The 23,238-nt window shown below is 46.5% G+C and carries 25 protein-coding genes, 1 rRNA gene and 1 other annotated feature; all 26 genes read right to left on the bottom strand.

Going from position 1 to position 23,238, the window contains the following annotated elements; all coding sequences use genetic code 11:
* The gene (gene rplL, locus LCF57_RS24010; RefSeq protein WP_013373275.1) at positions 1–366 is read right to left on the bottom strand and encodes a 50S ribosomal protein L7/L12; all 366 of its coding nucleotides are present in this window, start codon (positions 364–366) and stop codon (positions 1–3) included.
* Positions 367–434: 68 nt separating this feature from the next.
* On the bottom strand, positions 435–938 hold the full coding sequence (rplJ, locus tag LCF57_RS24015) for a 50S ribosomal protein L10 (protein ID WP_025715687.1): 504 nt from the start codon (positions 936–938) through the stop codon (positions 435–437).
* Positions 939–1,011: 73 nt separating this feature from the next.
* Positions 1,012–1,163, bottom strand: a sequence feature (ribosomal protein L10 leader region).
* 68 nt (positions 1,164–1,231) lie between these two features.
* The gene (gene rplA, locus LCF57_RS24020) at positions 1,232–1,924 is read right to left on the bottom strand and encodes a 50S ribosomal protein L1 (RefSeq protein ID WP_025715688.1); all 693 of its coding nucleotides are present in this window, start codon (positions 1,922–1,924) and stop codon (positions 1,232–1,234) included.
* 89 nt (positions 1,925–2,013) lie between these two features.
* Complete coding sequence (rplK, locus tag LCF57_RS24025; protein ID WP_007432595.1) at positions 2,014–2,439, bottom strand: 50S ribosomal protein L11; 426 nt, start codon at positions 2,437–2,439, stop codon at positions 2,014–2,016.
* 73 nt (positions 2,440–2,512) lie between these two features.
* Entirely contained in the window at positions 2,513–3,046 is a 534-nt protein-coding gene (gene nusG, locus LCF57_RS24030; protein ID WP_007432596.1) for a transcription termination/antitermination protein NusG, read from the bottom strand.
* Positions 3,047–3,068: 22 nt separating this feature from the next.
* Entirely contained in the window at positions 3,069–3,260 is a 192-nt protein-coding gene (gene secE, locus LCF57_RS24035; protein WP_025685946.1) for a preprotein translocase subunit SecE, read from the bottom strand.
* A 20-nt stretch (positions 3,261–3,280) separates the two neighbouring features.
* A complete protein-coding gene (gene rpmG / locus LCF57_RS24040; protein WP_081752062.1) occupies positions 3,281–3,430 on the bottom strand; it encodes a 50S ribosomal protein L33 in 150 nt (49 codons plus the stop codon).
* Positions 3,431–3,760: 330 nt separating this feature from the next.
* Positions 3,761–4,405, bottom strand: coding sequence for an RNA polymerase sporulation sigma factor SigH (gene sigH, locus LCF57_RS24045; protein ID WP_007432598.1), 645 nt, complete (start codon positions 4,403–4,405; stop codon positions 3,761–3,763).
* A gap of 162 nt (positions 4,406–4,567) precedes the next feature.
* On the bottom strand, positions 4,568–5,089 hold the full coding sequence (locus LCF57_RS24050; protein ID WP_226002915.1) for an NYN domain-containing protein: 522 nt from the start codon (positions 5,087–5,089) through the stop codon (positions 4,568–4,570).
* A 4-nt stretch (positions 5,090–5,093) separates the two neighbouring features.
* Positions 5,094–5,840: a 23S rRNA (guanosine(2251)-2'-O)-methyltransferase RlmB gene (gene rlmB, locus LCF57_RS24055; protein WP_025715691.1), complete on the bottom strand. Its 747-nt coding sequence runs from the start codon at positions 5,838–5,840 to the stop codon at positions 5,094–5,096.
* Positions 5,841–5,895: 55 nt separating this feature from the next.
* Complete coding sequence (locus tag LCF57_RS24060; RefSeq protein WP_226002916.1) at positions 5,896–6,354, bottom strand: Mini-ribonuclease 3; 459 nt, start codon at positions 6,352–6,354, stop codon at positions 5,896–5,898.
* Positions 6,351–7,754 (bottom strand): cysteine--tRNA ligase, encoded by a 1,404-nt coding sequence (gene cysS, locus LCF57_RS24065; RefSeq protein WP_226002917.1) that lies wholly within the window; start codon positions 7,752–7,754, stop codon positions 6,351–6,353. The genes LCF57_RS24060 and cysS overlap by 4 nt, the downstream gene beginning before the upstream one ends.
* A gap of 33 nt (positions 7,755–7,787) precedes the next feature.
* On the bottom strand, positions 7,788–8,459 hold the full coding sequence (cysE, locus tag LCF57_RS24070) for a serine O-acetyltransferase (RefSeq protein ID WP_226002918.1): 672 nt from the start codon (positions 8,457–8,459) through the stop codon (positions 7,788–7,790).
* A gap of 488 nt (positions 8,460–8,947) precedes the next feature.
* Positions 8,948–10,408 (bottom strand): glutamate--tRNA ligase, encoded by a 1,461-nt coding sequence (gene gltX, locus LCF57_RS24075; RefSeq protein WP_226002919.1) that lies wholly within the window; start codon positions 10,406–10,408, stop codon positions 8,948–8,950.
* A gap of 39 nt (positions 10,409–10,447) precedes the next feature.
* Positions 10,448–10,924, bottom strand: a complete 477-nt coding sequence (gene ispF / locus LCF57_RS24080) for a 2-C-methyl-D-erythritol 2,4-cyclodiphosphate synthase (RefSeq protein ID WP_226002920.1) — start codon at positions 10,922–10,924, stop codon at positions 10,448–10,450.
* The gene (gene ispD / locus LCF57_RS24085) at positions 10,921–11,619 is read right to left on the bottom strand and encodes a 2-C-methyl-D-erythritol 4-phosphate cytidylyltransferase (RefSeq protein WP_226002921.1); all 699 of its coding nucleotides are present in this window, start codon (positions 11,617–11,619) and stop codon (positions 10,921–10,923) included. The genes ispF and ispD overlap by 4 nt, the downstream gene beginning before the upstream one ends.
* A 70-nt stretch (positions 11,620–11,689) precedes the next feature.
* Entirely contained in the window at positions 11,690–12,775 is a 1,086-nt protein-coding gene (locus LCF57_RS24090; RefSeq protein WP_226002922.1) for a PIN/TRAM domain-containing protein, read from the bottom strand.
* Between the two features lie 189 nt (positions 12,776–12,964).
* Positions 12,965–13,711 (bottom strand): CDP-diacylglycerol--serine O-phosphatidyltransferase, encoded by a 747-nt coding sequence (gene pssA, locus LCF57_RS24095; RefSeq protein WP_226002923.1) that lies wholly within the window; start codon positions 13,709–13,711, stop codon positions 12,965–12,967.
* 54 nt (positions 13,712–13,765) lie between these two features.
* Positions 13,766–14,842: a DNA integrity scanning diadenylate cyclase DisA gene (gene disA, locus LCF57_RS24100; RefSeq protein WP_013312183.1), complete on the bottom strand. Its 1,077-nt coding sequence runs from the start codon at positions 14,840–14,842 to the stop codon at positions 13,766–13,768.
* A gap of 12 nt (positions 14,843–14,854) precedes the next feature.
* On the bottom strand, positions 14,855–16,228 hold the full coding sequence (gene radA, locus LCF57_RS24105) for a DNA repair protein RadA (RefSeq protein WP_152379554.1): 1,374 nt from the start codon (positions 16,226–16,228) through the stop codon (positions 14,855–14,857).
* 242 nt (positions 16,229–16,470) lie between these two features.
* Complete coding sequence (gene clpC, locus LCF57_RS24110) at positions 16,471–18,915, bottom strand: ATP-dependent protease ATP-binding subunit ClpC (RefSeq protein WP_226002924.1); 2,445 nt, start codon at positions 18,913–18,915, stop codon at positions 16,471–16,473.
* Positions 18,916–18,959: 44 nt separating this feature from the next.
* Positions 18,960–20,024 (bottom strand): protein arginine kinase, encoded by a 1,065-nt coding sequence (locus tag LCF57_RS24115; protein ID WP_025715704.1) that lies wholly within the window; start codon positions 20,022–20,024, stop codon positions 18,960–18,962.
* Positions 20,025–20,053: 29 nt separating this feature from the next.
* Positions 20,054–20,578, bottom strand: a complete 525-nt coding sequence (locus tag LCF57_RS24120; protein WP_025715705.1) for a UvrB/UvrC motif-containing protein — start codon at positions 20,576–20,578, stop codon at positions 20,054–20,056.
* Positions 20,579–20,661: 83 nt separating this feature from the next.
* Complete coding sequence (locus tag LCF57_RS24125) at positions 20,662–21,126, bottom strand: CtsR family transcriptional regulator (protein WP_226002925.1); 465 nt, start codon at positions 21,124–21,126, stop codon at positions 20,662–20,664.
* 609 nt (positions 21,127–21,735) lie between these two features.
* A complete protein-coding gene (eis, locus tag LCF57_RS24130; RefSeq protein WP_226002926.1) occupies positions 21,736–22,923 on the bottom strand; it encodes an enhanced intracellular survival protein Eis in 1,188 nt (395 codons plus the stop codon).
* A gap of 165 nt (positions 22,924–23,088) precedes the next feature.
* A 5S ribosomal RNA gene (rrf, locus tag LCF57_RS24135) occupies positions 23,089–23,205 on the bottom strand.
* Positions 23,206–23,238 lie beyond the last annotated feature (33 nt).

Here is a 23,238-nt window from a genome sequence, read left to right on the forward strand (position 1 = left end):
TTATTTTACTTCTACAGAAGCGCCTGCTTCTTCCAATTTTGCTTTAACGGATTCAGCTTCTTCTTTAGCAACTTTTTCTTTCAGTGGTTTTGGAGCGTTGTCAACCAGTTCTTTTGCTTCTTTCAGGCCAAGACCTGTGATTTCGCGAACTGCTTTGATAACGTTGATTTTGGAAGCGCCAGCACTTGTCAAAATTACGTCGAACTCGGATTGCTCAGCTTCTGCTGCGCCACCTGCTGCACCACCTGCTACAGCTACTGGAGCTGCTGCAGTTACGCCGAATTCTTCTTCGATTGCTTTTACAAGATCGTTCAATTCCAATACGGACATACCTTTAATTGCTTCCAAGATTTGCTCTTTACTCATGGTTGAACCTCCATTTAAATTCGTATTTTTTTGTTCTTAACTGCTATACAGCAGGTTTAATCCCAAACTTATGCGCTTTGCTCTTCTTTTTCCGCAACCGCTTTAACTGCAAGCGCGAAGTTGCGCATAGGAGCTTGAAGCACGCTGAGGAGCATAGAAAGGAGACCTTCGCGGGATGGCAGTTCTGCCAGCGCTTTGATTTCCTCAACACCGATAACGCGACCTTCTACAACTGCGCCTTTCAGTTCCAGCGCATTGTTTTTCTTAGCGAAATCGTTCAAGATTTTAGCTGCAGACACAGCATCATCTTTGCCGAACGCGATTGCAGTAGGACCTGTCAATACTGCGTCCAGTTCAGTCAATTCTGCTGCCGCAGTTGCGCGACGAAGCAGCGTGTTTTTCAGCACTTGAAATTCGATTCCGGCTTCGCGAAGCTGCTTACGCAGCTCAGTTACTTGGGCAACATTCAGACCGCGATAGTCTGCAACCACAGTTGTTACGCTCTCGCGCAATTTTGCAGCTACAACTTCAACAGCCTCTTGTTTTGCTTGAATCACCTTTGCATTTGCCAAACTGTACACCTCCTGATCAATTTATCCGCTTTGTTCGAAACACCTGCTTCGGCAATCTCCCAAAGCTGCTTTCTTGAGCATGAAAAAAGCCTCCGTAGAGTACGAAGGCTTGATAAATCCACATGGACGGGACAAGCCCGTCACATGAAACGTTCTATCATAACACCTCGGTAGGAAATTAAGCTCGAAAGCACCTACTGTCTACGGTAAGCATATTCAAATTTAATGGTCAGTCACAAGGACTCACAACTTTTACAGAATAACAAATTTAATTGAACGTGTCAATCAAAATATTATCTGTAAACAGATGCGTTCACACGTGCGCTTGGTCCCATAGTCGAAGAGATAGCGATGTTTTTCAGGTATACACCTTTAGCAGCCGCTGGCTTCGCACGGTTCAAGGCTTCAATCAAGGCTTTAAGGTTCTCGTTCAGTTGTTCAGCACTGAAGGAAGCTTTGCCGATTGGTGCATGAATTTGACCTGCTTTGTCGAGACGGTATTCGATTTTACCGGCTTTAATTTCTTGAACAGCCTTGGCAACGTCGAAAGTAACTGTGCCTGCTTTAGGGTTAGGCATCAAACCTTTACCACCGAGCAAACGACCCAGTTTACCAACCTCACTCATCATATCAGGTGTTGCAACGCAGACGTCGAATTCAAACCAGCCTTGTTGGATTTTGTTGATCATATCTTGATCGCCAACAAAATCAGCGCCAGCTGCTTCCGCTTCTTTCGCTTTGTCACCTTTTGCAAATACCAGAACGCGTTGTGTTTTACCTGTACCATGCGGCAGGACAACAACACCACGAACAGCCTGGTCTTGTTTACGGGAATCTACGCCCAGACGAACTGCTGCTTCAACGGTTTCGTCGAATTTAGCAGTTGCAGCCTTTTTCACCAGTTCAACGGCTTCCAAAGGCTCATAAGTCGCTTCGCTGTCAATCAGCTTAGCAGCTTCCAGGTATTTCTTACCATGTTTAGCCATTATGTTTTTCCTCCTTATGTGGTATTAGCGGATATTCCTCCCACACTTGCCGGACAGTCAAACTGCCGGCACACGTAGATTAATAAAAATTAATCTACGATGGTGATACCCATGCTGCGAGCAGTACCTTCAACCATACGCATTGCCGATTCTACGGAAGCTGCGTTAAGGTCAGGCATTTTTTGCTCTGCAATTTGACGAACAGCAGCGCGATTTACAGTTGCAACTTTCGTTTTATTCGGTTCACCGGAACCTTTTTCGATTTTAGCAGCAACTTTCAACAGAACAGCAGCCGGTGGAGTTTTCGTGATGAACGTAAAAGAACGATCCTCAAATACCGAAATTTCAACCGGGATAATCAGGCCTGCTTGATCAGCAGTACGAGCATTGAACTCTTTACAGAATGCCATGATGTTGACACCTGCTTGACCCAAAGCTGGACCTACTGGAGGCGCTGGATTAGCTTTCCCTGCAGGAATCTGCAGTTTTACCATTTTAATTACCTTTTTTGCCATGGATGACACCTCCTTGACTCAATAGTGGTAGACGGACCTATTGATCCTCCCACAAGAAACCTGTAAGAAAAATCTATATTTTCTCCACTTGAGTATAATCCAACTCAAGCGGGGTTTCCCGTCCAAACATGTTGACGTGAACCTTAAGCTTGCTCTTCTCAACCAAAATTTCTTCCACGGAGCCCACAAAATTCGCAAAAGGACCAACTTTAATTCGCACGGATTCCTTAACATCGAATTCAATCTTCGGTTTCGGCTCTACCATGCCCATATGCTTCAGAATCTGTTCAACTTCTTCCGGAAGCAATGGCGTCGGCTTGGAACCCGAGCCTGTCGACCCTACAAATCCCGTAACACCTGGTGTGTTGCGAACAACATACCAAGAGTCGTCGGTTTGGACCATTTCGACTAAGACATAACCAGGGTATACTTTACGCATAACGGTCTTTTTCTTACCGTCCTTGGTTACCAGTTCTTCTTCCATTGGAACAAGAACACGGAATATCTTGTCTTCCATGCCCATGGACTCAACGCGTTTTTCCAAATTGGCTTTGACTTTGTTCTCATACCCTGAATAGGTATGAACGACGTACCATCTTTTTTCCATATCAAGCCACCTGGAACCCTTCCTAGATAATCGCTCCGATCACAGCGGAAATGCCGATATCGAGAACCCAAAAATAAATCGTGACGAACGCAATCGTCCCAATGACAATCAGCGTATAGTTGGTCAGTTCTTTACGATTGGGCCAGCGAACCTTCTTGAGTTCAGCCCAGCTTTCAGAGAAAAAGGAAAACAGAGACTTGAAACTGCGTTTCACGCCGACTACACCTCCAAAAACTATCTGGTTTCCCGATGAGAAGTCTGTTCGTTACAGAACTTACAGAATTTCTTCATCTCCATGCGGTCGGGGTGATTACGCTTGTTTTTCGTCGTTGTGTAATTTCTTTGTTTGCATGTTGTACAAGCCAAAGTAATAATTACCCGCATGATGTGCACCTCCCGAAGACATCCAACACCGGAAGTCTCATAATTGATCCTAAAAAAAACCGCGAATTTAGGCCTACCTAAAACACTTTATCACACGGGGTTTTCCATGTCAACGAATGTTTGCATACATTTCGCAGTCTCGACTGTGGTGCATTTTTACATCTGTTCATCCTTCGAAAATATTCCCTGAAAACCGCTTCAAGACCCAAGCGACATCTATTATCATATTTTTTAGTATAAATCATTTTTAACACATATAAACCTGCCCAGCCTTGCCCTAACGAATAAAAAAAGACTCGGACTCGAGCCTTTCCTTGTCAGCCTCTACTTTCAACTATCCCTTACTTCCAGATACTTTTCAAGTTTACGCTTGACCCGTTGCAGTGCATTATCAATCGATTTTACATGGCGGTCAAGATCCTCTGCAATCTCCTGATACGAACGTCCGTCCAGATACAACATTAGCACCTTTCGTTCCAGCTCGCTCAGAATTTCCGACATCTTGTCCTCAAGTCCTACAAATTCTTCCTGATTGATAATTAATTCCTCAGGGTCGCTTACTTGTGTTCCGCAAATCACATCGAGCAACGTCCGGTCTGACTCTTCATCATAGATGGGCTTGTCCAGAGATACGTAAGAGTTCAGAGGAATGTGCTTTTGTCGTGTAGCCGTCTTGATTGCCGTAATAATCTGTCGTGTAATGCATAACTCGGCGAAGGCCTTGAACGAAGAAAGCTTGTCTCCCTTAAAATCACGAATGGATTTGTAGAGACCAATCATGCCTTCCTGAATAATATCCTCGCGATCAGCGCCGATCAGGAAGTAGGATCTGGCCTTGGCCCGCACAAAGTTCCGGTATTTATTAATCAGGAATTCCAGCGCTTCCCCATCACCTTCATGGACTGCTCCGACAATGTCTTCATCATTTTTGTAATCAAACTTTGACAACATGATATCCTTGAGGTCCACACTCACTAACAATCCCTCCGGCTGCAACGCAAGGTACCCGTCACTCTCTCAAATATACGACAAGTATACGCGATGTAACCTGATACCGTCAACCACAACAGCCTAAAAAAGAAGAGCGCTAACAAAATTGTCAATGGTTTCAAAATGGAGGAGCCCCCAATTAATGGATTATTCTCTTCTCCATCGTTCAAACAGCTTTCGAAGCTCCGGGCTTAGTTTGGCATCCAGCGAGTTGCGGGACAACTTGGCGCTGTCCTGCTGAATTCGCTTCTGTACTTCCCTTTCGGATTCCTCAATCTCGATCAGCAGTTCCCGTGCCGATATCCTGAGTGCTCCCTGGCCAAAGGCAACATGCTGCTCTACCTGATCACTTGTCGCTACGTAAATACTTCTCCTCTTGCTACTAAGCTCTCGAACCAATCGCTCGATGCACTCGTCGGCTGTCTCTTTTTCTCTTGTAAAATAAATCTGGACTTTACTCTGGGCAAAAGTTTTACCCAATCCTGGCACCCTGTAAGCATCAAATACGACGATGACTCTTCTGCCGGAATACGCCTGATGATCCGCGAGCCGTTCGAGAAGTCTGTCCCTCGCTTCCTGCATACCAGATTGTACCAGTGCGGAAAGTTCGGGCCAGGCTCCAATCATGTTGTAACCGTCCACCAGCAGAACATCCCGCGTGTCAGCCATATCGTTAGTCCCGTGCCTGTCGTCCGCGCAATACTTCGTACATTACGACACCTGCAGCTACAGAAGCATTCAGGGAATTGATTTGCCCCGCCATCGGCAGCTTGACGAGTACGTCGCATTTCTCACGAATCAAACGGCCCATTCCTTTATTTTCGTTACCAATGACAATGGCCACTGGTCCCGTGAATACTCCATTTCCAAAAACAGGGTCGGTCGCTGCCACATCCGTGCCAACTACCCATACACCTTCTTCTTTAAGACGGTCAATGGTTTGTCCCAAATTGTTCACACGCGCCACCGGGACGTACTCAGCAGCACCTGCCGAAGTTTTGGACACCGTTACAGTTACGGCTGCCGAACGCCTTTTGGGCACAATAACACCATGTGCTCCTGTGCAGTCCGCTGTACGAAGGATGGAGCCCAGATTATGCGGGTCTTCTATTTCATCCAGCAAAATCAAAAACGGCTCTTCCCCTTTATTACGAGCACTCGCGAGCAATTCTTCCACTTCAGCATAGGCAAAAGGCGCAGCCTGTGCAACCACTCCCTGATGCTGAATTCCCGGTACCATTTGATCGAGCTTACGCTTGTCCACCTGTTGAACAATGATCCCTGCTTTTTTCGCTTCAGCCGTAATCGGAAGGGTCAAATGCTTTTGGGCATTATCTGCAATCCATATTTTATTTATCGTTCTGCCTGAACGTAATGCCTCCGTTACGGAATGCTTACCGGCAATCCATTCTTCTTCCATATCTAGCTTCCTCCCGGGAAACGCCAGATGATAAATCCATCTGATCCGTTCCCATTTATGATTTTTCTGTATTCTCCATTTGTGCAATGCCGTACGTTATCAATTCGCTCAATCTATCCAAGCGTCCATCGCTATAGAGAAAGCCGATCAGTGCCTCTAGCGCAGTCGCGTGACGGTACTCAAGTACATCAGCATTTTTGGGCAGACTCCCTGACTTGGCATTTCTTCCTTGTCGGACAATGTCGCACTCTTCCTCCGTCAGCACCTTTTCCAGCAGTCCCAGCAGACGGCTTTGCGCCTTCGCAGAGACTAGCCCTGTTGCTCGCCGATGCAGATGATTTGGACGCAAGTTGGGCTGTGCCAACAAATATTGACGGACGGCGACCTCATACACGGCATCGCCAATGTAAGCTAGTGCAATGGGCGGCATCAGGCGGGCCGGTTTGGACGCAGGATATGGGAACCAGTTTCCCGCGCCCTCCGAAGCCCCCGTATTCAGTGACTTATCATTCATTTCCGACGCCACCGCATCCCCTGCGCCGTATCCTCAAGCACAATGCCTTTAGCAGCCAGCAGATCGCGAATTTCGTCAGCTCTACCCCAGTTTTTGGTTTTACGAGCTTCGACACGTTCTGCAATTAATTGCTCTATTTCATCATCCAGCAGCTCTTCTTTGGGTTCCGAATATATGCGAAGTACAGTATTCATCGAATGGAAGGTATGCAGTACAGCCTGCAATTCCGCCTGATTGACAACATCACGCTGCAGCAAATGATTGGCTTCGCTGACCCATTCGAATACAGCAGTAATTGCATCAGGTGTATTAAAATCATCATCCATCTTTTCGCCAAATTGCTGTAAAATTCCGTCAAGCTTCGTTTGCAGCTCAGCAGCTACTTCTCCATTACCTTTCAAAGCATTGGCCAAACGATGCTTCACGTTCGCGACTGCATTAGCAATCCGTTCGACGCTGTTCTCCGCTTGACTCATCGTCTCTTGGTTGTAGTTCAACGGATTACGATAATGCGTCGACAGCATAAAATAACGCAAAGCTTCGGGCTTGTGGCGAGTGCGCAGATCTTTAACCAAAATACCATTACCGAGTGATTTCGACATTTTTTCATTATCAATTCGGATATATCCATTATGCATCCAGTAGCGGGCCAATGGCTTACCTGTAATCACTTCGGATTGCGCGCATTCACATTCATGATGCGGAAATTGTAAATCCTGTCCGCCTCCATGGATATCCAGTGTATCCCCCAAATAATGGCGAGCCATAGCCGAGCATTCGATATGCCATCCTGGTCGTCCATCTCCCCAAGGACTCGACCAATAAATTTCTCCCGGCTTTGCTGCCTTCCAGAGTACAAAATCCTCGGCATTTTCCTTGCGCTCATCTACATTGATGCGAATTCCGAATTGAAGCTCATCCAGATTTTGACCTGACAGTTGTCCGTAATCTTTGAACATTTTGGTCCGATAGAACACATCGCCATCATTCTCATAGGCATAGCCTTTGTCTACCAGTTCCTTAATAAAATCAATAATCAAATCCATGCTCTCTGTTACGCGCGGATTCATGCTAGCAGCAGGAACATTCAACCCGGTCAGATCCTCATGATAGGCTGCGATAAATTTCTCGGCAATTGCCGGAACCTCCATATCCAGTTCCCGAGCTTTGCGAATCAGCTTATCATCGACATCCGTAAAATTCACCACATAGTTTACAGTATAGCCCAAATACTCCAGGTAGCTGCGTACCACGTCAAACACAATTACAGGTCGTGCATTGCCAATATGAATGTAATCATACACGGTAGGTCCGCATACATACATTTTAACCTTTCCAGGCTCCAGTGGCACAAAAGGCTCTCGGCTCCTCGTCATGGTATTATAAATTTGAAGCGGCATCGTTATGTTCCTCCCTCATGAAAATTATCCTTGTCATTTATTCTCTTGGGTCACCTGATGTTTCTGAACAGATCGTTCATCCTTCAAATCAGATAACTCCGCACGCAATCGTTCTATTTCCAATTGAAGATCCCGTATAGAATCCACGACCGGATCAGGCAGCTGATGACTAAGTCGGTCTGGGCGCCTACCGTCTTGTCTGACCACCCGCCCTGGGATACCCACCACCGTACTGTTCGGCGGAACTTCTTTAAGAACAACCGAGTTGGAGCCAATGTTGGACTGTGCCCCAATTGTAAATGAGCCCAATATCTTTGCGCCGGAGCCTATAACTACATTATTGCCAATGGTGGGATGACGCTTCCCCTTCTCTTTACCGGTCCCTCCAAGAGTGACCCCCTGATACAATACAACATCGTCGCCGATCTCACAGGTTTCACCGATGACCACTCCCATGCCATGGTCAATGAACAGTCGAGCTCCAATACGAGCACCAGGATGAATTTCAATGCCTGTCATAAAACGCGATACTTGAGATATAACACGGGCTACAGTACACCATTTTCGCAAATAAAACCAATGTGCGATTCGGTGTGCCCAAAGGGCATGAACGCCGGAATACGTAAAAATGACCTCCAGCTTACTCCGGGCGGCCGGATCATTATCCAAAACAGTCTGAATGTCGGATTTGATATGTCTGAACATGTCGCCCTCCTATTCCCTCCATATCCTTGTCGCATCTTCACAACACTTCACGTTCCGCCAATTTTCGCATTCATCAGCACTCTTCGACATTTTTCAATCTATGACGAGTCTGAATCTGATAAAAATGAAAAAAGCGCCTCCGCAGCCTAAGCTGCAGAGACGCATGAACGTGGTCCCACTCTGCTTCGGACATATCTACTGCCTAAAAGCAGAGAAGTCCGTCTTTGGCGTCCGGTAACGGGAACGACTCGGTACGCCCTTGTCATAATCAGCGGTTGACGCTAATTAGGGTTCGGGCGCACGGCTCCCAGGTGCATTTCCTCTGCAGGTCATCTGGACGGCTTCCAGCCTAGGGTTTCCCCTCGGTCGTCCTCTCTGGCAGATGCCCATATGCAGTGTACTTCTCCTGTTCGCAGCCTTTACACGTAAATATCAATCCGTATCAATGGAGTCATTATAGCGAAAAGACAACAAATTGACAAGAAATATCAGCCTTTAATTTGTGCCTTAAGACGATCCAACACCTTGTCACGTCCAAGCAAATAGATGGTTTCGTTCAGATCCCGTCCATGAGTTTGACCTGTAAGAGCCACACGAATCGGCATGAACAGCTGTTTCCCCTTAAAACCGGTTTCCTTTTGAACTTCCTTAATCAGCTTGGCCATTTGTGGAGCTGTAAATTCCTCGCTCTCTTCAACCTTGCCGGCAAAGGCTCTGAGCACCTCAGGAACCTGTTCTTCAGCCAGTACAGCCGCCGCTTCGGCATCCATCTCCAAGTGTGAACGGAAAAATAACTCAGACAACGCTACAATATCGGACGCAGAAGTCATCTGCTCCTGATATAAGCGAACGAGGGCCTTAGCCCAATCCTGCTGTTCTGCCGACAATTCAGTCGGCAACAGCCCCGCTGCCTGCAAATGTGGAATCGCCATGCTGGCAATCCGCTCAGGATCAGCCTTTTTAATATAATGATTGTTCAAGTAAGCAAGCTTGTTCGTATCAAATACGGCCGGGCTTTTGGACAAACGATTAGGGTCGAAAATCGAAATCAATTGCTCCCGATCATAGATCTCTTCTTCGCCTTCCGGGGACCAGCCCAGCAGCGCAATAAAGTTGAATATAGCTTCCGGTAGATAGCCCAGCTTGTCATACTGCTCCATGAATTGAATAATGGATTCGTTACGTTTACTGAGCTTTTTGTGATCCTCGCCTACGATCAGCGTCATATGACCAAAGCGTGGAGGCTCCCAGCCGAGAGCTTCAAAAATCATCAATTGCCGCGGCGTATTGGAAACATGATCCTCCCCCCGTAGTACATGCGATATTTTCATCAAATAATCGTCAACCGCTACAGCGAAGTTATATGTCGGAATACCGTCTTTTTTGACGATAACAAAATCGCCGCTTTCCTTGGAATTGAACGTTATTTGACCTTTAACGATATCGTCAAACGTATATTCGCGATCTTCCGGTACGCGGAAACGAATGCTTGGTACACGGCCCTCTGCTTCAAATGCCTGACACTGTTCTTCTGTTAAGTCACGATGCTTTCCAGAATAGCGTGGTGTCTCCCCACGTGCCATCTGTTCTTCACGTTCGCGTTCCAGTTCTTCCTCCGTGCAGTAGCAACGGTAAGCCAAACCACGATCCAGCAAATCCTGCCAGTAAGTTTTGTATATATCCAGACGTTCAGTCTGGCGGTAAGGTCCAAACTCTCCTCCCACGTCTACGCTCTCATCCCAGTCCATACCCAACCATTTCAAATATTTAAGCTGGCTTTCTTCTCCGCCCTCAATATTGCGCTTCACATCTGTGTCTTCGATGCGAATAATAAATTTCCCGCCTTGATTGCGAGCAAATAAATAATTAAATAATGCCGTTCTGGCGTTTCCAATATGCAGATGCCCTGTAGGACTTGGTGCATAGCGTACACGAACTTCCGTGCTCATATAATCTCCTCCAAATTGAATTACTCAAGATGATAGCATTTACTTGATAAGACAGACAACCGATTGAGCCGCGATCCCTTCGCCCCGTCCGGTAAATCCGAGTTGCTCTGTGGTAGTCGCCTTGACATTCACCTGGGATGGCTCTTCTGCTTCCAACACCCGGGCGATGACTTCATTCATCTGCGGGATATACGATGCCATCTTGGGCTTCTGTGCAATAATCGTAGAATCGATGTTCCCCAAGCGATATCCCTGCTCTTTAGCCAGACCCCACACATGCTCTAGCAGTTTCAGACTGTCGGCATCCTTAAATTCCGGGTCATTATCCGGAAAATGCTTCCCGATGTCTCCCAGGCCAAGTGCGCCCAGGATGGCATCGCTAATGGCATGCAGCAGCACGTCTGCATCGGAATGACCGAGCAAACCTTTTTCATACGGAATCTTCACACCTCCGATGATGCATGGCCTTCCTTCCACCAGCTGGTGGACGTCAAATCCTTGTCCTACTCTGATCACTTGATATCCTCTCCCTCTGTCTTTACCCATAGCGCCGCCATGTCCAAATCCTCAGGCGTAGTAATTTTGATGTTCTTGTAGCTGCCTTGAACGACAGTAACCGGAATGCCCAGCCGCTCCACTAGTGTAGAATCATCTGTTCCCAAAAATCCCGCCTGCTCCGCTTCCTCATAGGCACGGAGCAAATCGGAAAGACGAAAAGTCTGTGGCGTTTGAATACTCCACAGACTTCGGCGATCCGGCGTTGCTGTAATGATACCATCCCCGTTCACTTGCTTGACCGTATCCTTTACAGGTACTGCCGCTACAGAAGCACCGGTACGCTGAGCCGCCTCCAGACACGAACGTACAAGCTCAGGCTGGATCAGTGGACGCACACCATCATGCACCATCACCCAATCCGCTTGCAAGTGGCGTAAGCCGTGATAAACCGAATGCTGTCGTTCACTGCCACCAGCCACCACCTGTACGTTTTTACCGATCTGGTATTGACGAATCCATTCCCGACAGCGCTCCACATCTTCAGCTCCCGTCACCATCACCATTTCATCCACTTCGGGCATAGCTGCAAATATTTCAAGTGTATGTATGAAGATGGGCTTGTCCCGTAAAAGCAGAAATTGCTTACTCTCCTGCGTCCCCATACGGGAGCCGCGCCCAGCCGCCACAATAACGACTCCTACCCGATTGTTCATTGAAATAACTCCTGCCCTGATCGTACTTGGACGATCCGTATGATAACACATCTACTTCATCATACCTCGTTTATTGAGCTTTTTCCAATAGTTTCGGTTTAGCAAAGATCATACGGCCCGCAGAGGTCTGAAGTACACTCGTGACCAGCACCTCCATCAGGGAACCTATATAGTCACGTCCGCCCTCCACAACAATCATCGTACCATCATCCAGATAGGCCACACCCTGTCCATGCTCCTTGCCGTCTTTAATGATCTGCACCATAATTTCCTCACCGGGCAGTACGACAGGCTTGACTGCATTCGCCAAATCGTTAATGTTCAGCACCGATACACCTTGAAGCTCGCATACCTTATTCAGGTTAAAATCATTGGTTACAACTTTACCCTCCAGCACCTTTGCCAGCTTGACCAACTTACTGTCAACCTCTGAAATCTCCTCAAAATCCCCTTCATAAATGAGTACATTCACATCCAGCTCTTTTTGGATTTTGTTCAAGATATCCAGACCCCGACGTCCACGATTACGCTTAAGTAAATCAGATGAATCTGCAATATGCTGAAGTTCCTCCAACACAAATTCAGGAATCACTATCGTTCCTTCAATAAAACCTGTCTTGCAAATATCCGCAATACGCCCGTCTATAATGACGCTGGTGTCCAAAATTTTATGTTCCTCCAGCTTGCGTTCTGCTCCACCTGTGCCCCGGCCAAAAAAACCAGAACTCCAAAAGGATGACAGCTCGTCCCGCTTCTCCAAACCAACCATCAATCCTACATATCCGCATACGATGGTAACGGCTGTCTGAATCAGTTGACCAGGTGCTCCTAACCATGATAAAAGCGGGTAAACTGCCAAGGAAAGGATCAATCCCACCGCTAATCCAATTACACCTGCAAGCATCTCGTTCATCGGTATCCGTACCAAGCCTTCAATGCCCTGCTGCAATCGATTCGCCACCGATGCCCCTGCGAATGAGCAACCGACCATAAACAGCACTGCTCCCGCAATCATCCAAACGGCCATTCCTGGTAAAGTACCATCATTTAACCACTGCGGCATCCATGATACGATACCTCCTACCCGATAGTACAACGTATAGCCAAACCATGCTCCGCACAATCCAGTAAAAGTTAAAATAGCCTTTCTCCACATCGAGTCTCTATACCTCCTTTTTTTCTTCTCATACATCCTGCTATTGATTGGATATACACTTTTTTCTTTACCAGTATGATCCAATTTCCACCCAGCTAACCCTATGTTTTTATTTTTTATGCATAAAAAAAGCATCTATCTCCCTGAAAGAATTCAAGGAAATAAATGCTCATTTGTTTCTAGCTGATATTAACGTTGCGAATGACGATATTGATCGTCCTGTTCTTCCTGGTTGGAACGTTCCCGATCACGTCCACGTCTGCGTGAAAGCTTACGGATGTTCAATTTCATCCCATATAATGCATACAGTACCAATGGGACAAAAATCAGCTTCGACAGCTGGTCGGGAAATTTAACAGCCAACACTACCGCTGCAATCACAACCCATGGAGCGATCCAGATCGCTTTTTTTGGAAGACCAACTTTTTTAAAATTAGGATATCTCATGGAGCTGACCATCAAATAAGAGACCAGCAACATGGCAATCGACATGTATAACAATGAAATATTGTTATGAAATAAGGACAAAGTGGCTAATACGCCACCTGCTGCTGGAATCGGCAAACCTGTAAAATAACCTGGCACACCGGGGCGTACATTAAATCGAGCCAAACGTAACGCACCGCACATGGGGAAAATGGCCGTAACCGTCCAAGCCAAAGCCGAATTTGCATCCTGAAAAGCAACCATGTACATAATAACTGCGGGAGCTACACCAAAAGATATCATATCTGATAAGGAGTCCAGTTCTTTACCGAATTCGCTCTGGGCATTCAGTGCCCGGGCCATTCTTCCGTCCAGTCCGTCCAACAGCATGGCGACAATAACCATAATAGCGGCAAGACTGTATTTTCCGTCTACGGCCAATAAAATGGCGATCATTCCGAGAAACAAGTTACCCAAGGTAAACATGTTCGGAATTGATTTGGTAATCATCTCTTCACCTCAATGTATGAATTGTTCCATTATAATCCTTTCACTGTATTACATTTACATTTGCCTGTCAATGAAAACTTGTTCTTGCAACCGTTTGAGACCTTCTTTAATGGTACGCGCACGAACCTCTCCGATGCCATCCACTTCATCCAGTTCTTCAATCGTTGCAGTTATGACATGCGGAAAGCGTCCAAACCGCTCCACCAGATTATGAATAATCACATTCGGCAGACGCGGTATCTTGTTCAGTACCCGATATCCGCGTGCAGCAATATACTCCTCTGATGTTGCAGCAGAAGACGGGTAACCCAGTAAACGTACGATATGATTAACATCCAGCAACTCGTCATCCGTAGATCGCTTGAGTCCGAGTATAATTTCACGGATTTTCTCGTCGCTGTCGTCTTTAGCATAATCCTTGTACAGCAACCAGGCTTCTTCCTCTATATTGCTGACAAGCTCCTCCATCTGCATGCTGATGAGTCGGCCTTCATTTCCAAGCTCGTTAATAAATCGTTTGATTTCCATTTTAATGCGCAGCACCATTTCAATCCGTTGGATAACATTAACGACCTCCGGCATGGTCACCAGCTCTTCGAATTCAGATGCTGTCAAATTCGTCGAGGCTTGCCCCAACACAGATCTATATTTTTCTAGCGTCTGAATCGCCTGATTGGCTTTCGTTAAGATGACTCCGATTTCCTTGAGCGCATAGCGCAGCGTTCCCTGATACAACGTAATAATATTACGCCGCTGGGAAATGGACACAACGAGCTTGCCTGTCTGCTTTGCAACTCGCTCTGCTGTCCGGTGTCGAATCCCTGTTTCAATCGACGAAATAGAAGAGTCAGGAATCAATTGCGTATTTGCGTATAAAATCCGCTTCAAATCTTCGCTCAATATGATTGCGCCGTCCATTTTAGCCAATTCATACAAATAGTTCGGTGAAAAATCACAGTTAATAGAGAATCCGCCATCCACGACTTCCATTACTTCCGGACTATAGCCAACGACCAGAAGAGCACCTGTTTTAGCACGTAAAACGTTTTCCAATCCGTCGCGAAAGGGAGTTCCCGGTGCCACAAGCCGCAGCAAATCGTTCATTTTATCCAGTTGGCTCGCTTCTTTCATTCTCATTGCCCCCTAATCTAATGCGGCTGCCAGTGCATCTGCCACCGTTGCTACTCCTATAATTTGTATCCCTTTCGGATGTGTCCAGCCCTTCAGGCTTTTCTCTGGCATGATCACCCGTTTGAAACCCAGCTTCTCCGCTTCCCGCACTCGCTGCTCTGCTCGGGATACAGCTCGCACCTCGCCTGTCAGCCCCACTTCACCAAAAATTACATCGTACGGCTTTGTAGGGGCGTCCCGGAAACTGGAAGCAATGCTCACCGCTATAGCCAAATCCACTGCGGGCTCATCCAGCTTCACGCCGCCGGCTACGTTGAGATAAGCATCCTGGTTTTGCAAAAACATGCCCATCCGCTTTTCCAGCACGGCGATGATTAATCCCATCCGATGATGGTCGATTCCTGTACCCATTCGGCGTGGAGAAGGAAAATGCGTGGCCGCAATTAGCGCCTGCAGCTCGACCAGCACAGGTCGGGTTCCTTCCACACTGGCTACAACAGTGGAACCAGCCACCCCTAGTGGTCGTTCGGACAGGAAAAGCTCAGAAGGATTCGCTACCTCACGCAAACCGCTTTCAGCCATTTCAAAAATACCGATTTCGTTCGTAGAACCGAAACGGTTCTTAACTGCACGCAGCAGCCGGTACGTATGATGACGCTCTCCTTCAAAATAAAGCACACAATCGACCATATGCTCCAACAGACGTGGGCCTGCAATTGCCCCTTCCTTGGTCACATGTCCTACCAGTACCGTAGCAATACCTAATCCCTTGGCAATTCGCATAAAGCGTGAGGTACACTCCCGCACCTGAGCCACACTTCCTGGCGCACTTGTCACCTCCGGCAAATATACGGTCTGAATTGAGTCGATCACCAAAAACTCGGGCTTCAAGCTGTCCACTGCTTCTTCAATCGTCTCCAAATTCGTCTCACATAATACGTATAAATTGGGAGATAAGGCACCCAGGCGGTCTGCGCGCAGCTTCGTTTGACGAACCGACTCCTCACCAGACACGTACAGCACCTTTAAACCGGTTAAAGCGAGCTCATTAGAGGTTTGTAGCATCAGCGTAGATTTACCAATCCCCGGATCACCGCCCACCAGAACGAGAGACCCCGGCACTACGCCTCCGCCAAGTACACGATTCAATTCGCCAATTCCCGTCAAAATTCGTGCTTCTTTGCCACTCTCTACCTCAATAATGGGGAGCGGCTTATCTTTTGTGCTATGAGTAAGAAGGGAAGAACCCATTCCTTGAGTTTTTACAACGCTTTCTGTTTCTTCCACCATGGAATTCCATGCCTGGCATCCAGGACATTTTCCGTACCATTTGGGCGATTCATAACCGCATTCCGTACAGGAAAATTTAGTTTTCACTTTAGCCATACTTTGATCCCTGGCTCCTTATTGACGACAAATGATGTCAAATTTATCTTGATACAGCCCGGAAAGAGCTGTAACAATAAAAGTTTACCATTGAAGCTTGGCGGACGTAAAGCGATATCACAAACTTTTCCAAAGCATTTACCCAACCATTCCGTAGCGTTCTATACACAAAAAGGGTGCCTTCGCAATAGCCTTCCAGCCTGCGAGACACCCTTCTGTACTGCTTTATTTAGTAAAACGTTTTAGGACTTCGCGGATACGTTATCCTTTTTCGTTACTGTCAATGCACCGTTCTCCTCATCAATCAGCAGAGAATCACCTTTAGTAATATTTCCAGTCAACAGTTCCTCGGACAGACGATCTTCGATATGCTTCTGAATTGCACGACGCAATGGACGCGCACCGTAAGCTGGATCAAAGCCTTCCTTCGCAAGGAATGTCTTAGCCTTGTCTGTCAGTTCAAAGTCCACCTCGTACTCATTCAGACGCTTACGCAGCTCTTCAGACATGAGTGACACGATTTCGGCGATATGTTTTTCTTCGAGAGAATGGAAAACGATAATTTCATCAATCCGGTTCAAGAACTCAGGACGGAAGCTTTTCTTCAGTTCATCCATCACTTTACCCTTCATGTTATCGTAATCCGCTCCAGCGTCTACAACGGCTGTAAAGCCAAGCGTGGAGTTACGTTTAATCGCCTGTGCACCGACGTTGGATGTCAAAATAATGAGTGTGTTGCGGAAGTCAACAACACGGCCTTTGGAATCCGTCAGACGTCCATCTTCCAGCACTTGCAGCAGAATATTGAACACCTCTGGATGTGCTTTTTCAATCTCATCCAGCAACACAACAGAGTATGGCTTACGACGTACCTTCTCAGTCAGTTGGCCACCTTCTTCATATCCAACATACCCTGGAGGCGCTCCTACCAGACGGGACGTGGAGTGCTTCTCCATATATTCGGACATATCGATACGGATAACCGCATTTTCATCTCCGAACATGGATTCAGCTAGTGCGCGTGCCAGTTCTGTTTTACCAACTCCAGTTGGACCGAGGAAAATAAAGGAGCCGATCGGACGCTTCGGATCTTTCAGTCCCGCACGTGCCCGGCGAATAGCCCGGCTTACTGCCTTAACAGCTTCGTCCTGACCAATAACCCGCTCATGCAACAACTGTTCCATATTCAGCAAGCGGTGTGTTTCTTCCTCTTTCAGCTTGCTGACTGGAACACCTGTCCAGATTGCAACGACCTGAGCGATATCCTCCGGTGTAACTTCGGAATCTGTGCGACCCTGTTGTTCTTTCCATTGGTTTTTCGTAACATCCAATTCTTCACGAATTTTTTGTTCTGTATCACGCAACGCTGCCGCCTTTTCGAACTCTTGGCTTTGTACCGCTGAATCCTTTTCCTTACGGATATCTTCGAGGCGGTTTTCCAGCTGTTTCAGGTTTGGCGGTACGGTATAGGAATTCAGCCTTACCTTGGAGCCTGCTTCGTCAATAAGGTCAATCGCCTTATCCGGTAGGAAGCGGTCGGTGATATAACGGTCCGACAATCTGACTGCCGCTTCAATCGCCTCATCCGTGATTTTTACACGGTGATGCGCTTCGTAACGGTCACGCAGACCATACAAAATTTGAATCGCTTCTTCTGGAGAAGGTTGATCCACTGTAATCGGTTGGAAACGACGCTCCAAAGCAGCATCCTTCTCAATATATTTGCGGTATTCATCCAGCGTTGTCGCACCGATGCATTGCAACTCGCCACGCGCCAATGCAGGCTTCAGGATGTTGGAGGCATCAATTGCCCCTTCCGCTCCACCAGCACCAATCAGCGTATGCAGCTCATCAATGAACAATACGATATTTCCGGCTTGACGAATCTCGTCCATAATTTTTTTCAAACGATCCTCAAATTCACCACGATACTTGGTGCCTGCTACCACAGAGCCCATGTCGAGTGTCATTACGCGTTTGTCGCGCAGCGTTTCAGGAATCTCATTGGCAATAATTTTTTGTGCCAATCCCTCGGCAATCGCTGTTTTACCTACCCCAGGCTCCCCGATCAGAACCGGATTGTTCTTTGTACGGCGGCTGAGCACCTGAATTACGCGCTCAATTTCCTTGCTGCGCCCAATAACAGGGTCCAGGTTGTTTTCCTTCGCAGATGCCGTCAGATCGCGTGCTAGGCTATCCAGGGTTGGTGTGCTGACATTAGCCGGAGCGCCGTGATGGCTGGAAACCGCCTCGCTGCTGCCGAGCAATTGAAGCACTTGCTGACGCGCTTTGTTCAGACTGATGCCCAGATTGTTCAGTACACGGGCCGCTACGCCTTCGCCTTCACGAATGAGACCGAGCAAAATATGTTCTGTGCCCACATAGGTATGACCCAGTTTACGCGCTTCATCCATAGACAGCTCGATGACCTTTTTGGCGCGAGGAGTATAGGCAATGTTCGTCGGTTGCTCTTGACCGCGTCCAATAAGCGTCTCCACTTCATCCTGGATTTTTTCCAGTCCCAACCCTAACCCGATCAAGGCTTTGGCTGCTATTCCTTCACCCTCACGAATGAGGCCGAGCAAAATGTGCTCTGTGCCAATGTTATTATGTCCCAGACGAACAGCTTCTTCCTGAGCCAAGGCAAGCACTTTTTGTGCACGTTCCGTAAATCTTCCAAACATCATATATCCTGCACCTCCACAGTGTGTATTTCAGATAAAACTATATATTAAAGGGTTGTGCCTAATTTTTGCCGGATCAGCTTCGCCCGGTACATATCGCGCTCACCGGTATTCATTTTATCGCCAAAGCTTTTTTGCAGGAATCCGGGCTGCGTCATCACATTCAGCTCATTCATCGCTGCGATGGATGGACGCTCCAAAATCCCTAAATCCACGCCGAGACGTACATCAGACAGGCGCTGCGCAGCCTCCTTCGAATCCAGCACCGCTGCATATGACAAAATACCGAATGAACGCATCACCCGATCTGTAATTCGCAGCATTGACTCATTCATCAGCCGTTCTCTGGCAGAACGCTCGTGCTCTATAATTTGCAGCACCACGCCATGTAGATTTTCAATAATTTCCGCTTCGGTTTGTCCTAATGTAATCTGATTAGAAATCTGAAACAAATTACCGACCGCTTCGCTGCCTTCACCATAAATACCACGAACCGTAAGACCTACCTGTGAAACAGCGGACAATATACGATTGATTTGGTGAGTCATGACTAATGCGGGCAGATGCATCATCACCGAAGCTCTCATACCTGTGCCAACATTCGTCGGACAACTGGTCAGAAAACCTCTCCGATCATCAAATGCATAATCAACATGCGCTTCAAATGCGTCATCAATAATCATAGCTCGTTCCCAAGCTTCTCTAACCTGACATCCCGGATATAAGCACTGAATACGCAGATGATCCTCTTCGTTTATCATAACACTAACCGATTCATCATCACTAATCAACACAGCACCGTTACGAGATTCGTTTGCCAGATTAGGACTAATCAAATGCTTCTCAACCAGTACCTGTTTGTCGATCTCATCCAACTCGGATATTTTCAAGGTATGGAAAGTACCAAAACGACCCAAATCATCATACTGAAGGATATCCGTCAAGCGTTGAAGCACTTCTTCCGACTGTTGATTGGTAGCAAGCATGGGAAAAGGCAGATGTTGCAAGTTACGCGCAATTCTTACCCGGCTACTAATGACAATCTCCGAATCCGCAGCATCACCACGCATCCAATCACTCAGCGGCTTTTCCGTAAATCGGATATTGGGCATCACGCATTCCCTCCTACTCTTCACAAACTTTACTCTTCAGTCATTTCCTTTTCAAGCTTTCTGATCTGATCCCTAAGCTCAGCAGCTGCCTCGAATTCTTCCTGTACAATATGCTGTTGCATCTCTTTTTTCAAATCATCAATTTGCCGTTTAACCTTCAGACGGCCTCCAGTCCGGACCGGAACTTTACCCACATGACCTGTACTGCCATGCACACGTTTGAACAGAGGGTCCAGACGACTGTCAAAATATTGATAACACGACGGACACCCAAAACGCCCCAGCTTGCTAAACTGTGTATAGGTCATGCCACAATCCTTGCATTGCAGATTTTGTGGACCATTGTGGCCTGAAGACTGGCTCTTGGTGCTGGAGTCAAAATCCAACATCCCCGACAATAAGCTATGAATCGAAAAACCATTGGGTGTTCCAGGGAGTATTTCCCCTTTTTCCTTCGCACATGTCTCACAAATATGAAACTCTGTCTTTTCGCCATTCACAATTTTGGTGAAATGCAAAGTTGCCGGCCGCATATTACATTCTTGGCACAGCATAAAAGCACCTCCTTCAACGTCTGGATTTTCACAAATCCCTACATCTGAATCGTAAATCTCTATTTACTGGTTATGGCTACTGACTATTTGGTCGCCAGCAACGAGAACAGCATAGCCTTAAGCAACCTTGCCCGCAACTGGTCACGATAGGGGAGCTTTAGCAATAAGGTGTCCCTCGATAAAGCGGCTTTCATTAAACACGCTTCCCTTTTGCTTAAAAAATGAGCTTCCTCCAACTGATAAATCAGTCCCTCTGCCGCCGATTGGCTAATTTCCTCCCCGATGCTCTGATGAAGATGTGTGTGTATCGCATGCTGTGCAGGCAACTGAATTCGTTGAATGCGAATGTAGCCCCCACCACCACGCTTACTTTCCACCACATAGCCCTTTTCCAGCGTAAAACGGGTACTAATTACATAGTTGATTTGCGACGGCACGCAGGAAAAGCGGTCAGCCAAATCATTGCGCTGAATCTCCACTAAGCCTTGGGGACTTTCAAGCAATATGTTCTTCAAATATTGTTCAATAATATCGGAAACATTGCGCATTTCATTCATCCTCCACTAACGGAAACGCAAGTATTCAAGTACATTTCACGCTCCTCAGAGTCCGCCGTATATTGAACTTAACCAAACGGTAAAGTCACGAATCTAAGCTGTATCAGACCTTCCACCCTGCTGCATCTCTTGAAAACGTGCCGTTTAGTCTCTAGTGTGACCTATATTTGCGATAAATCATACACTTCTCTTATGTTGACAAGAGGCAGCTTCTAACTATCCACAAATGATTTCGATCTTCGTTAGCTTCTTGCTGTTAAAATACTCTATACGGCCAATCAATCAGCATAATTACCTTCAAATGGATCGCACTAGATTTACTTGACTTTGACTTTCTTTGACTATATTCACATTATAGCACACTTTTCATTTTTGCCAAGGGGTCAATACCATTTTTCGCAATCTAATTATGTTTTATACAATATAAGAAAAAAACTCTCTCCATTCTGGAAAGAGTCCTGAAAAAGCATTAAATAAACTGAAACTTAAAAGTTAACCATCTTGAAAGGCCCCACTATGTCACTCTCGTACCACTACACAAATGGATCATGCTTCCCGTCGCCAATACTACCAGTTTCTCGAATGAAATCTGGGCCGGGATTAGAAAAAATCCAACAAAAACGTCTGTTTTACTGGTATTACACGTTTCAGTGCAGACACATACTCACCGCGTCCTTCAATACGCCCCCACTTATATAGATCATCGGCCAGCTGATACCCAAGCATTAGAGTCGTCAGCGATTGGATGCCAACACTCAAGTCAACTGCTATGTCGTTTTCAGAGGAACTGCTTTTATCTACTCTCTCTAAATATCCTCGTCCTTCCGAGTTTATCGTTAATGTCCATACTCCTTCATTCCATGGAGCATAATGATCTGACAAATTTAAGGTCAAGCGTGTTTCCACTCCAATTGCTTTAAAAGGATATTTTTCCACAAAAGCAACTGCATCCACAATTCGTCCCATAAAATAAGGCAGCGTTTCCTGTTGAATTCGCGGATCATCGAGTAAAAATGGCAGATTGTCATCTGCCGGAACGTAAATAAATTTACCTTGGGTTATCATAGAATCATGATTTGCAAAATAAGTCCATAAAGCCCGACGCGCCGTTTCATTCTCATATATCAATTCATCGCAATTCAACTGCTTATCTTCAATTTTGTATAGCGCATATCCCTGAGGGTTGCCTGCTTTAGAGTAATAAACTGCGGTTCGATAGTTCTCATTTAAAATCCGCTCTTGCCACCATTCCTTATCCCGTACCAGCATGCCAGTATAAGACGAAGCATACGCTTGATACACTTGGTTCAATTCAGAAATATCTTTAATATCCCGCTTGACTATACCTTCTGTTTTAAACTTAGCAGGGAATTTATCAATCGGGATGACATACTTTTTGTACTCAACATACGTTTCCCATCCAAATTTACGATAGAAGGCAAAGGAGAATGGGTGCAGAAAAGAAAGGCTCTGTCCAGTAGACTTCATCTCTTTAAGCGCATGTGTCAACAAACGTGAGACCATGCCTCCACGACGCTTTTCTGGCCACGTTGCCACACCAGCGATGCCACCCATCTCAAAAACCTGACCATGTATGTATACCTGCAAAGGTAGCAAAGTCAGCTTAGCATTCAAGTCATGTCCATCGAATATGCCCCATGTTTGTTCTGGCTTGAACTTTTTCTTGGATTTCTCCAGATCCTCCGGGGACATTGTAAACTGAAAAGCATATTGGGATAATTCAATAGCAGCTTCAAATTCCTCCCGTTGTAATTGTCTGATCTCCATAGCCTTCGTCACCTCGCTCGTATACTTATGTCTCCATAAAAAGATTGTGCACTTAGAGTGTCGCAAAGCCTTTTCTTTCTGTCAACCTTAGGAATTAATAGTGATCGTTAAAATACACAAAAGAGGATCATGATCTCATTAAGATCATGATCCTCTTTATTTGTTGCTTGGCAACGTCCTACTCTCCCAGGACCCTGCGGTCCAAGTACTATCGGCGCTGGAGGGCTTAACGGTCGTGTTCGGGATGGGTACGTGTGGAACCCCTCCGCTATCGCCACCAAACATGAATTTGCATTGCAAATTCTACCTTCAAGG

The organism is Paenibacillus sp. BJ-4 (assembly GCF_020404765.1).
GTDB lineage: Bacteria > Bacillota > Bacilli > Paenibacillales > Paenibacillaceae > Paenibacillus.